Source organism: Providencia sp. 2.29 (assembly GCF_015832305.1).
In the GTDB taxonomy this organism is placed as follows: Bacteria; Pseudomonadota; Gammaproteobacteria; order Enterobacterales; family Enterobacteriaceae; genus Providencia; species Providencia stuartii.
This window is the reverse complement of the sequence record NZ_CP065420.1, coordinates 3,011,704-3,024,071: the sequence shown is the minus strand read 5'-3', so window position 1 is coordinate 3,024,071 and position 12,368 is coordinate 3,011,704. Positions and strand designations below refer to the sequence as shown.

Annotated in this window: 11 protein-coding genes and 1 tRNA gene; 10 read left to right on the top strand and 2 right to left on the bottom strand. The window is 37.5% G+C overall.

Annotated features, from left to right (window positions below; genetic code table 11):
* Positions 1–5: 5 nt before the first annotated feature.
* Positions 6–752, bottom strand: coding sequence for a glutathione S-transferase family protein (locus I3B46_RS14105; protein WP_004918526.1), 747 nt, complete (start codon positions 750–752; stop codon positions 6–8).
* A 419-nt stretch (positions 753–1,171) separates the two neighbouring features.
* Entirely contained in the window at positions 1,172–2,575 is a 1,404-nt protein-coding gene (cycA, locus tag I3B46_RS14100; RefSeq protein WP_076914412.1) for a D-serine/D-alanine/glycine transporter, read from the bottom strand.
* A 250-nt stretch (positions 2,576–2,825) separates the two neighbouring features.
* Between cycA and I3B46_RS14095 the strand changes: the two genes are divergently transcribed.
* From I3B46_RS14095 to I3B46_RS22465, 10 genes are all read left to right on the top strand, one after another.
* Positions 2,826–2,898 (top strand) — tRNA-Lys (locus I3B46_RS14095).
* 396 nt (positions 2,899–3,294) lie between these two features.
* Positions 3,295–3,669: a hypothetical protein gene (locus I3B46_RS14090; RefSeq protein ID WP_225829581.1), complete on the top strand. Its 375-nt coding sequence runs from the start codon at positions 3,295–3,297 to the stop codon at positions 3,667–3,669.
* 1,266 nt (positions 3,670–4,935) lie between these two features.
* Entirely contained in the window at positions 4,936–6,057 is a 1,122-nt protein-coding gene (locus tag I3B46_RS14085; protein WP_004918530.1) for a M42 family metallopeptidase, read from the top strand.
* Positions 6,054–6,332: a PTS sugar transporter subunit IIB SgcB gene (gene sgcB / locus I3B46_RS14080; protein ID WP_004918532.1), complete on the top strand. Its 279-nt coding sequence runs from the start codon at positions 6,054–6,056 to the stop codon at positions 6,330–6,332. Before I3B46_RS14085 ends, sgcB begins: the two co-directional genes overlap by 4 nt.
* A gap of 17 nt (positions 6,333–6,349) precedes the next feature.
* Positions 6,350–7,663 carry a PTS sugar transporter subunit IIC SgcC gene (gene sgcC, locus I3B46_RS14075; RefSeq protein WP_163762091.1) on the top strand — a complete coding sequence of 438 codons (1,314 nt, stop codon included), beginning with the start codon at positions 6,350–6,352 and terminating at the stop codon, positions 7,661–7,663.
* An 11-nt stretch (positions 7,664–7,674) separates the two neighbouring features.
* The gene (locus tag I3B46_RS14070; RefSeq protein ID WP_004918534.1) at positions 7,675–8,481 is read left to right on the top strand and encodes a BtpA/SgcQ family protein; all 807 of its coding nucleotides are present in this window, start codon (positions 7,675–7,677) and stop codon (positions 8,479–8,481) included.
* Positions 8,482–8,604: 123 nt separating this feature from the next.
* Positions 8,605–9,039: a PTS sugar transporter subunit IIA gene (locus I3B46_RS14065; protein WP_004918535.1), complete on the top strand. Its 435-nt coding sequence runs from the start codon at positions 8,605–8,607 to the stop codon at positions 9,037–9,039.
* 21 nt (positions 9,040–9,060) lie between these two features.
* On the top strand, positions 9,061–9,690 hold the full coding sequence (locus I3B46_RS14060) for an epimerase (protein ID WP_104873382.1): 630 nt from the start codon (positions 9,061–9,063) through the stop codon (positions 9,688–9,690).
* Between the two features lie 19 nt (positions 9,691–9,709).
* Positions 9,710–10,483 carry a DeoR/GlpR family DNA-binding transcription regulator gene (locus tag I3B46_RS14055; protein ID WP_053110762.1) on the top strand — a complete coding sequence of 258 codons (774 nt, stop codon included), beginning with the start codon at positions 9,710–9,712 and terminating at the stop codon, positions 10,481–10,483.
* A 970-nt stretch (positions 10,484–11,453) separates the two neighbouring features.
* Complete coding sequence (locus I3B46_RS22465; protein ID WP_004918538.1) at positions 11,454–11,786, top strand: helix-turn-helix domain-containing protein; 333 nt, start codon at positions 11,454–11,456, stop codon at positions 11,784–11,786.
* Positions 11,787–12,368 lie beyond the last annotated feature (582 nt).

Here is a 12,368-nt window from a genome sequence, read left to right as displayed (position 1 = left end):
TTTTGTTACCCGATGACTTTCTCACAAGTATCCGCAATCCACTCTGGAGACCCCTTAGACCCACCGTTTAGTGCCAATATTTGCGGAACAATATGATCCCATGCTTTATGTGAAAGCTCATAACTTGGCCTTGATTCAAGTTTTGTTAACCAGCCACGGATATTGGGGTATTTTTCTATCATTTGCTTAAAATTGGGGTCAATCCTTAAAGCAAAAATATCGCAAGCGTAGAGTAAATCTGCGGCGGAAATATCACTTCCTGCTAAGAAATTTTTGCCTTCAAGCAGAAAATCTAAATTTGCAAACATATCATGAAGTGCATTTAATTTGGCTTCAATCTCATTGACCGATGGTTTTGCCACCCCAAGATATGCAGGCATTAACAGTACGGGAAGAAAATATTCCAATGTTGATATTTTACGAAGATTCGTATGATACCAAGACAAATGTTTATTGATGACAGCCTTAGCTCGATGGGTTGCTCCAAACCATTTATCACTGCAACCGTGAATATCTGTAAGATAGTTCATGATTGCCGTTGCTTCGGAAAGGCAAAAATCGTCGTGCTGCATTGCGGGTATCTGATGCAACGGATTGACGGCTAAAAATTCATTAGAAAGATGTTCTCCCCGCGTCAACCATGTGTATTTGATATTGATGGGAATATTAGCTTCAATACAAAGCCAGTGAACGGCTCTGCTTGGCTCTGAAGTAGGATCATGAAAAAGAGTTAATGTGGATAAATCTGCCATTTTTTTACCTTTAATTTAACGTTGCCCATTAGAGATAAAGTGAACTTTACTGGCAAGTTCGTGACTTACCTCTTTCAAAGTAATATCAAAATAAATTAATAAATAACAGCTCAAATTCTTAATAGTCCGTAGATATAAATTCTCTATGCTAATTTAAGTCAATGGCGTCATTAACAGAAGGTGCCTGCATGGCTAGGAAAAAGTGCATTGAAAATGTACTCGCACAAATGAAGAAGTTTGAGCTGAGCATATTTGGCGCAGAAATATGCCATATCGGTAGGCTATGGATATGAATGGATAAGCCATTACGACACAGATAAACGTTAAAAGGCCTGAGTTCAGAAGTGTATTGAAATCAGGCCTGATAAGTTATTTGAACAAAGTATCTAATTTTATGGGAACACTTTGCTATCTGGTCTTTAATGGGTCTGCTTACGACGTTTAACTACTTGGTAACCAATGAATAGAATAATAAACCAGACAGGCGTTGCGATAAGAGCTTGCCTTGTATCGTGCTGGAAGGCGAGCAGGATCACCATAAAGACAAAGAAAGCCAAGCAAATCCACGACATCACAATACCTGCTGGCATTTTATAATGCGAGGCCTGATGAAGTTGTGGGCGGTTTTTTCTGAACTTGAGATAGCTATATAAGATCATGCTCCAGATAAACATAAATAGGATTGCTGACACGGTAGTAACCAACGTGAAAGCGTGCATGATATCTGGGATAAAGTAGATCAAAATAATACCGAAACTTAGGCAAATGCAGGTAAATATTAACCCCGTTGCAGGCACGGCTTTTTTCGATAAGCGACTAAACTGTTTTGGTGCATCGCCTTCTTTTGATAGGCCAAATAGCATGCGGCTCGTAGAAAAAACGCCACTATTGGCAGAGGATGCCGCAGAGGTAAGTACGACAAAGTTGACAATACTTGCTGCGGCAGGAAGGCTGATCAGGACAAACATCTCTACAAATGGGCTTTTATCCGCCAAGATGGTGCGCCAAGGTGTTACCGCCATAATAACTATCAGCGATAGCACATAGAAAGCAATAATTCTAAAAGGGATGGCGTTAATTGCTTTTGGTAATGATTTTTCGGGATCGCGGGTTTCCGCAGCAGCAGTTCCCACTAATTCAATACCAACAAAAGCGAAAATAGCTATCTGGAAACCAGCAAAGAAGCCACTAATCCCCATAGGAAACATTCCGCCGTCATTCCAGATATTGCTTAGTGATGCCGTATGACCAGCCGGTGATTGGAAGTTCATTGCGATTAAAGTGCCGCCAACGATAATTAACGCGATAATGGCGACAATTTTGATCATGGCAAACCAAAACTCCAGTTCACCAAATAATCTGACTGAGACTAAATTGAGTGTTAACAGCGTCACAACACAGATGAAAGAGGTCACCCATTCAGGGAAATCAGGCACCCAAAAGCTGACATAGGATGTGATAGCCACAATATCAGCAATACCAGTAATGACCCAACAAAACCAATAGGTCCAACCAACAAAGAAGCCAGCCCATGGGCCAATCAGGTCGGCAGAAAAGTCGCTGAATGATTTGTAATTAAGATCGGAGAGTAATAATTCACCCATCGCTCGCATAACAAAGAACAAGATGAACCCAATAATCATATAAACGAAGATGATAGAAGGGCCAGCTAGCGAAATAGTTTTACCTGAGCCCATAAATAGGCCCGTTCCGATCGCGCCACCGATAGCGATAAGTTGGATATGTCGGTTGCTGAGGCTACGTTTTAGCTGATTCCTCTCTGTGGGAGGATTTGTTGATGTTGAGGGTTGATTTTCTTCCATAGTATCTATCCAAAGAAGTGGTTATGTGCAGTCACAGTGTATTTTTAATTGTGTGACAGTGTTTGCATAAAATATTGTGACACAAATCTCAGTCAGTGTAAGAAAAACTTAACTGACTGTAATCAGAGTGGTGATATCTTAATCTGAATATAACACCAAGTTAACATTAGCAACCAAAATTTAATTGGTTAAGTAAAATTAGCAGAATAATGTTGACTGTGCTAAATGAGAGGCGTTAAATAAGTGCATCGGGTTGTTAGCTCAGTTGGCAGAGCAGTTGACTCTTAATCAATTGGTCGGGGGTTCGAACCCCCCACGACCCACTAATTAAATCAGTGCGTTATGTGTGAGTGAGTATTTTTAAATTATCTTGCGTGTCATATTCGTGCCATTCGCATTTAAAATATCATCAATGTTTTCCCAGTCGCCCATTTCTTGAAGCGCGGATAGAGCCTCCCCAGATTGCCCAAGTGTGATGTAAGTCTTCGTTGAAAGTGTGTTGGTGCGGTAGGCTACTGCTGATGTATTTCTTGGATATCTAGCGCTTAGCTCGAATGATAGCCCATAAATATATATGCGCTGCGTAAACTTCCTCATTTTCTGCGGTTATTTTCTTTTCCTAATACTCCTCACTATGCCATTTACAAATGATTCTAATCATACTCTCTCTATGATTAACTGATATAATCCATGTAACTTAAAAAAATGAGTTTATGATTATGAAGTTACTAGCTGTTGCTGCTTTATTATTCTCTACATCGACAATAGCGGCTAATCAATGCAAACCTGATAATGAGTGCTTGTCTTTTAAAACCAGTGAGAGTGAAATCTCTATAGCTTGTAAAAATATAGAATCAGCGAAACTCAATACATATATAGATACAAACGACTCATTAGCTATTATGCTAAAAAGCGGTACTGGGCTGAGTGATTTTTCTGTTAAAAACACTGGAAAAACAATAGATATTTACATTAGTGGCGTAAAGTATCATCGAGCTGTTATTACTGCACGAATGGACACTTCGATTCGAATTCCAATTACAGTACGCCCTAATTTTAAATTAGTAGATGATTTGATAAGGTGTGTGAATTAATATTAATCCAACATGCTTTTAGATTAGGTGATCTTCCTTATTTTCTTCTATCGTATATATCTTGTGGATGAGTATCTTTTTCACAATTTCCACGGTGGTATCGAAATCGAGGCAGAGGACATTAATCGAAGTATGGTACATTCTAACTCATTATTTAGATTTTGCAGGTTCTATTGCGGTTTGAATGCTCTCGATAGCTTCAATGCTAGGTGGCGACGAAGCAATAGAAATCGTGCTTGCTTGCCTGCTAGTTTACGGCTGCAATATATGGTCAGCGTTAAATATTAATTTTATGAAAAAGTATCGAGCCACCACCAAGGGTGTTCAATGCCTTAATTTATTGTGATAACCATAACGAACCCCAATGTTAGAGGGATGACAAAATAGAATGTGCGAATGTAAAAAATAAATATCCATTAAAAATAATATGGAGAATGATAAAAATAGTAGTCAACAAGTAAATAATTGAGAATTTTCTTCTTAAAAAGGATATGAGCCCAGATAGAACACAAACGGAGAGAACAACTTTTAAGCCGTATGACGCAATTATTGAATATAAAAGGGATTCATCAGGGTGTTTAATCAACCACAACGGGATCGTTTTCAATAACGCCCCAATTAAAAATTGAGAAATAAACCAAAATATAGCAACAGATATAAGAGGGTATTGTCCAGTGATCAATTTTTTAAATGGGTTCATAAATAATCATCAGTATTGGATGGGTTTACAGAAAATACTACAGGTAAATGACTAACACAAATATTAAAAGGCGGTTTAGTATGAATTAACTAAAAAACCCCTGTTTTGTAATTACATTTTCATCGCAACTTATGAATATGAAGATAGGCAAATTTACTACAAAGTGATATGCAATCCCCTATAAATCTGCCGATTTGCCTTTCATTAAATATCACTGCTTAAACGCTCACTTAGCTCAATAGTTAAATGTTATCAGCTTTCAGTGTGGAATGACGTGTAAACTAACATAGTCCATTAAGGCAATATACGCGCTTTATATCCATGATAAATCGACATTTACGCTTCTAAGATCTATTCACTATCACCATTGTTAAGTATTTAAAAGCCATCAATGCCTAAAAATTTAGTGCAATCAGCATGAGCGAAATTGTTATATATTTGTCACAAAATTGTTTCTATTTGTTATTTTTAATGGTTTGTTGTGATTTTAATCACAATAATCCCATCTTTTTTTACATATAAATCGCTCATCTTTATGTCGTTTTAGTCAATGAAGGATCATCATTATGGTATTTTCCATTCGAGATACACTTTTTTCCTTACTGACCTTGGACGGTATTTCAGGTCATGAAGCCCCTATTGCCAATGTTATGCAAAAACATTTTACAGAGAGCGCTAAGGAAGTTTGGCAGGATCGCCTCGGTAATATAGTTGCTCGTTATGGAAGTGACGACGCAAAAGCGCTGCGTTTAATGGTATTTGCGCATATGGATGAAGTGGGATTTATGGTGCGAAAAATTGAACCGTCGGGGTTTATTCGTTTTGAACGAGTCGGAGGGCCTGCACAGGTGACGATGTCAGGATCTGTTGTCCGTCTTGCGGGAGAGCACGGCTCAATACCTGGATGTATCGGTATTAAATCCTATCACTTTGCTAAAGGTGATGAACGTACGCAATCACCCTCGATTGATCAATTGTGGATTGATGTCGGAGCGAAAGATAAGGCTGACGCTGAAAGAATGGGCATAAAAGTCGGTACGCCAATCACACTGTATAACCCGCCTCAAGAATTAGGCAATGACATGGTGTGTAGTAAAGCATTAGATGATCGACTTGGATGCACTGCTTTACTTGGTTTAGCTGATGCGATTAAAGATAAAAAGCTAGAAATCGCACTATTTATTGTCGCGTCAGTGCAAGAGGAATTTAATATTCGTGGGATTTTACCAGTATTACGCCGTGTAAAACCCGACCTTGCTATTGGGATCGATATTACGCCTTCTTGTGATACGCCCGACCTTCAAGACTATTCGGATTTAGTGATTAACAAAGGTGTCGGCATTACTTGCTTAAACTATCACGGTAGAGGCACGCTTGCGGGATTAGTAACTCCTGTTCGCTTAATCAATATGTTAGAAAAAACAGCTTCCAAAAATCATATTCCGGTACAAAGAGAAGTTGCACCAGGTGTCATAACAGAAACGGGATATATTCAGGTTGAACAAGATGGCATTCCTTGCGCAAGCCTATCTATTCCTTGCCGCTACACACATTCACCGGCTGAAGTTGCTAGCTTACGAGATCTCAGTGACTGCATCCGGTTATTGGCTGCATTAGCGACACTTCCCGCTAATCAGTTTCCTATCGAGTCTGACTCAGACAATAACCAAGAGGTTACATTAAAATGAAAAAAGTCCTCGTTGCATGTGGAACGGGTATGTCTACGTCCACAATGATTGCTCAAAAACTCCAAGATTACTTAGCTAGTGAAGGCATCTTAGTGGCGACTTCACAATGTTGTTTAAACGAAATCCCACTAAACAGCCACGGTGTTGATTTGATCATCACCGCAATGAAAACGGATACAGATTATGGCGTACCGACTTTGAATGGAGCCGCTTTACTAACAGGAGTTAATGACGATGCATTAAAACAAAAAATTAAAACGTTGTTATCACAATAAACCTCATAGGTGACGTTATGTTTGACTATATACTTTCTCTAGGCGGTACAGTATTTGTCCCAATCGTCATGATAATTATTGGCTTAATCTTTCGCATTCCATGGCTACAGGCCATTAAAGCTGGGGTTACCGTCGGTATTGGTTTTGTCGGAATGGGGCTAGTGATCGTGATGGCTATTGATAGCCTAAGCCCCCCCATCAAAATTATGATTGAACGTTTTGGCTTATCGCTACATGTACTTGATGTAGGGGCAGGGCCAGCATCCGGTGTTGGCTATGCAACGGCGATTGGTGCAGTCATTATTCCCGTTATTTTCTTACTTAATATCACGTTATTGTTTACTCGCCTAACGAAAACAATGAACGTTGATATTTATAATTATTGGCACTATGCAATTACCGGAACAGTTGTTCAAATTGCGACGGGGAGTTTAGTTTATGGTATCGCTGGTGCTATGTGTCATGCCATCTTATCGCTAAAAATGGCAGATTGGACGGCAAAACGCGTACAGACGATTGTTGGTTTGGAGGGTATTTCAATTCCTCAAGGGTATGGCTCTAGCTCAGTTCCTCTATTTGTACTTCTTGATGCTATCTATGAAAAGATCCCTTTCCTAAAAGGAAAGAATATCGATGCACAAGCTATTCAAAAACGCTATGGCATGGTGGGTGATCCGGTTATTATCGGTGTTGTACTGGGATTATTATTTGGGCTTGCAGCAGGAGAAGACTTTAAAGGTTGTGCGACTTTAATGATTACGGTTGCCGCGATCATGGTGTTATTCCCTCGCATGATCCGCTTAATTGTTGAAGGCTTACTTCCTATCTCTGAAGGCGCTCGTAAATTTTTTCAGAAACATTTTAATGATCGAGAAGTGTTTATTGGCCTAGATACCGCCGTAACGCTGGGTCATCCAACCACAATTGCAGTGGGTTTGCTTCTTATCCCTATCATGTTGATTTTGGCAAGTATCCTGCCATTGAACAATGTATTACCACTCGCTGACTTGCCAGTTGCTCCTTTCTTTATCTGTATGGCCACGGTGATCCACCGCGGTGACTTATTACGCACATTACTGAGTGGTGTGATTGTTATGAGCACCGTTTTGCTCATCGTAACGCAGTTTGCCCCTTTCTTTACCGAAATGGCACGTAATGGCGGATTTAACTTTGCCGAAAATGGCGCGCAGATTAGCGCACTGTCAGTTGGCAATATGTTTGGTTGGTCTATTTACGAATTAATGTCATTTGGTCTTATCGGTGTCGTGTTAACTGTTGGCATTGTTGCCTGTGTCGTTATTTTCTTACGTAATCGTGAATTACCTGAATAAGGAGTATAGAAATGAGTTGGTTGAAGGATGTTATTGGAACAGAAAAAGCAGTCATTGCTATGTGCCATTTACGTGCATTACCTGGTGATCCTGATTTTAATGCGCAGCATAGTATGCAATGGGTAATTGATAGGGCATATGAGGATTTAATGGCATTACAAAATGGCGGTGTTGATGCAGTTATGTTTTCAAATGAATTTAGCCTGCCTTATCTCACTAAAGTGAAGCCGGAGACAACTGCGGCAATGGCACGGATCATTGGTCAATTAATGAGTGAGATCCGTATACCATTTGGTGTAAATGTTCTTTGGGATCCGATCGCTTCGTTCGATTTAGCGATGGCGACAGGAGCGAAATTTATCCGAGAAATATTTACGGGTGCCTATGCAAGTGATTTTGGCGTATGGAATACCAATGTTGGTGAAACTATTCGCCATCAACATCGTATTGGGGCAGGGGATGTAAAAACGCTTTTTAATATTGTACCTGAAGCCGCGGTATATCTAGGTGGACGAGATATCTGCTCAATAGCAAAGTCTACCGTTTTTAATAATAAACCAGATGCACTATGTGTTTCGGGATTAACTGCTGGAGCAAAAACAGATAGTGCAATTTTGAAACAAGTGAAAGATACGGTGCCGAATACTGTGGTCTTTGCCAACACTGGGGTTTGCCTCGAAAACGTTGAAGAGCAGCTGAGTATTGCTGATGGCTGTGTCACCGCGACGACTTTTAAAAAAGATGGCATTTTTGCCAACTTTGTTGATCAAACTCGAGTGGAAAGATTTATGGAGAAAGTGCATAGCATAAGGCAATAAGAAAGGAGATAAGCAAAATACTTATCTCCCTCGTGATACTAAGAGTCCTCGCAAGCTTCGCCAAAAGTTAGGCGAGGACTCAATAATCAAGCATATACCGAACCTTAAAGGAGTCAATATACAATGATTGATGATGCTAAATGGATCCAAATAAATCAAGTTGCAGCCGATTGGAAAGAAGCGCTTAGCATAGCTTGTACGCCTTTAATTATTCATGGTGCTGCTGAGCCTAACTATTTACAAGGCATCATTAAAAACACCCAAAGTTGGGGGCCTTATTATTTAATTGCTCCGGGCATTGCTATGCCACATGCACGTCCGGAACAAGGGGCTATCTATAACCAAATTACTCTCACAACCTTAAAACAGCCCGTTGTATTCGGTCATGAAGATTGTGACCCTGTATGGTTATTAATGACTGTTTGCGCAACTCAAAGTGATGATCATATTCGACTCATACAGTACATCGCTGAACTTATTGATAATCCATTATTACTTGATGAAATTCGTTGTGCTAAAACCCATGATGATGTTTTGCGGTTGCTAAATTCATATTGATTTATCCATGAAGGAGTGATGATGATATTACACCCGTCTTTGGCTTCTGCTGACCCACTTTGGCTGGGTTCAATTATTAATAAACTGGCTAATCAGAATATTGGGTCATTACATCTGGACATTGAAGATGGCAATTTTATCAACAATATTACTTTTGGTATTAAGTTGGTAAAAGCAGTTGCACAAGCTACAGAACATGCATTATCTATTCATTTAATGGTGTCTCAACCGTTATTTTGGATAAGGGAGCTTGCTCCTTTTAGCCCCAAATGGATCTTCTTTTATCCTGAGGCGGTGCAAAACCCTTCAGAAATTATTGCTGAAATAAAAAAGATAAAGGCAAAAGCAGGCATAGCATTAAATCCAAGTACACCAGTTGCTCCTTATCAATACCTCATTAATAAATTAGATGCTTTGATGTTGATGACTAGCGAGCCGGATGGTGAAAATCAGCAATTTATACCATCAATAGTGGATAAAATTCAGCAAATACCACCACTCTTTAGCCAACTGGAGTATTGGGCTGATGGTGGGATCAGTGCAGATAAAATTCAGTCATTAAAAAAGGTTGGTATTAATAATCTTGTCATAGGAAGAGCACTGTTTTCGACTGACGATTATGAAAATACGATAAAACAACTTAGCAATTAAATTCGGAGAGAAGTCGCTTATGAGTCTGTATAAATCTGATCGGATCCAACAGATGCTGCACTATCTTTGGAAATGTCGAGAGCTTTCAACACAACAAGCGGTGGAGTTGTTTGGTTGTGCAGAAGCGACAATTCGTCGCGATTTTCAATATATCGCTGAACATTATCCTGGTATGACGCGAACTCATGGGCACTTAAATTTCGACGACAGTACGACAGATAAAGAGTCTCAATTTGATGTCAGACGCTCTTTAAATTGTGCATCTAAACGTGAAATCGCACTCATTGCTCGCAAATTAATTCATGAAGGCGACTGTTTTTTTCTTGACTCAGGCTCTACTTGTTTAGAATTAGCGAAGTGTCTGGGGGATATTAGCGTTAAAGTCATTTGTAATGACATCAAAATAGCTAACCAACTTGGAATGTTTCCAAATGTAGAAAGTTATATCATTGGGGGGTTAATCAGGCCTGGTTATTTTACGGTAGGTGAAAGCCTAGCATTAGAGACGTTAAATGCTTTTGCCGTTGATTGTGTCTTTATGTCTTGTGATGCATTATCGATTGAGATGGGAATAACGAATGCTACTATGTTTGAGGTGGGAGTTAAACGCAAACTAATAGCGCGTTCACCAGAGGTTATTTTGCTAGCGGATCACACAAAGTTTGATATGTTCGAACCTCATGCTGTTGCAACCCTATCTTGTATTAAAACAATTATTAGCGATAGTGGGCTATCGAGTGAAACTCAGCAACGGTATCGCCAAGCAGGCTGTGAATTAAAATGTGGTTATTAGGGAATAATAGGCGTATTTATTACGGCTATATGTTTCCGTAAAATTGCTGTTCATATGATCACTTAAAAGGATAGGGTGAATCTAGTTGTCGCTGTCTTATTTTAGGATAAGTAGTAAGTGAATAATTTCAGATTTATAGTATTATTTTAGATGATTATTAATTTTCAGCTATCATCATGATGCGCTCAGTTAGCATTGAGATATAGCATGATTTAATTTTTTCGATGTTCAATATCTATTTTATTGTTTTCGAGTTTACTTGGTTTTTATTTTATTATATATCTTCTAATTGAATTTAAGTGCCTTCATTTTTTATTATGAGGTAAAAAAATCCAATTTATATATATTGATTTTGAAGTAAGCTCTGCTCTAACTGAGTTGCTGAAATTTTATTTGATGAAGAGATGAAATACTCTTTTCAAGAGAAAAATGTATCTAATAAAATGAGTAAAGTAATATAAATGAGAATGTCTAAATCAGATTTTTGAATAAGCCGTAGAGGGGAGTAAACTGCCTGTATTATGTCAGTTTGATGCTGAGTGTTTCGTAATATTTCGTTTTTTAATATAAGTATTACACCGTAGACTGTTTTTTAACCTAATTTATAAGATATTGAATAAATCTTAATGATTTTTACCTTTTTTTGTAATATATACTTTATCAATTAAATTTAAATGCTTTTTTTTGTAAAAATCGAATATTTAATCTGAATATATTCCCTCCTGAGTTTTCTTTTGGTTTTTATTACTATTCAATAATGATGGTCTTTTTTGGATTAAGAGCTATTAAGGCTTATAAGTTCAAGAGAATTCATTAGTTTTTACACTTATTTGTTGTTTTTTGGGTTTCTATAATCAATGGATATTGTTTTAGGATAATTTGATTTAATCAGGATAATTGATTAAATTACCGAAGAAATATTGAATGATTCAGACTTTATGTTTCGTTCTGTACTCGGGGTTAAATAAAAATGAAAATTAGTAATTTAGAATTTGAACAAATTGAATTAGATTTGAGCCATAGGGAAGTGTTTATTAAAGCTGTAGGAATAGAATTAAGAAAATTGAGGAAAAGTTATTCTTTAAGTGGTAGGGAATTAGCTGGAATTATGAATGTATCTCAGCAGCAAATATCTAGATATGAGTGTGGTGTTTGTGCGATCCCTACTGATGTTTTGATTATAATTTTAGGTTTTTTTAAAATTACACTGTTTGAGTTTTTTAAAGGGGTTTATCTAAATGCTTTTGATATAGATATGAATATGGTTCAAGATAAATACTATAATGTTTTTATTTCTCATTGAATAATCATAAGTGCTCCTGAAATAAAACTCATCTAATGATTTTTTAGTCTTATTAGCATGTTTAAGTATTTTATATTTTTACTTTAAGTTATAAAGTAGAGTTTAATTGTTATTTCTTAAATTTCCCCATCATGTTAAGTGATCATGATGGGGAGGTATTCGTGGTACTTATATGGGGGATACCAGATAAGTGATTTTGTACATAAAGAGCATATAAATAGTAGTAATATATTAAATATACTTCAATTTCACTAAGCACTCAGATCTCAGACCTCCATTTTTATTTAGAGTGTGAGTTTTATTTGAGCGATAAAAATAATAACCTATTATGATAATTTATTGGTATATCTGTAACTAAATAGTGTCCCCAAGAGCCATTCTAAACTCATCTTTTTCTCTTTTAGTAAAAATTAAGCTAGTGATTATTACTTCTATTCAGTATTTTTATATTCTCTAAATCTGCTTTTATCTCTGTAGTAAAACTGATATCAACATTCATGCATACTCATTTAATTTTCATATAAAATCGGTGTTAAATGGTAAGTTTTCAGTCATTATTAATACCTAAACGTTAGTAAACTC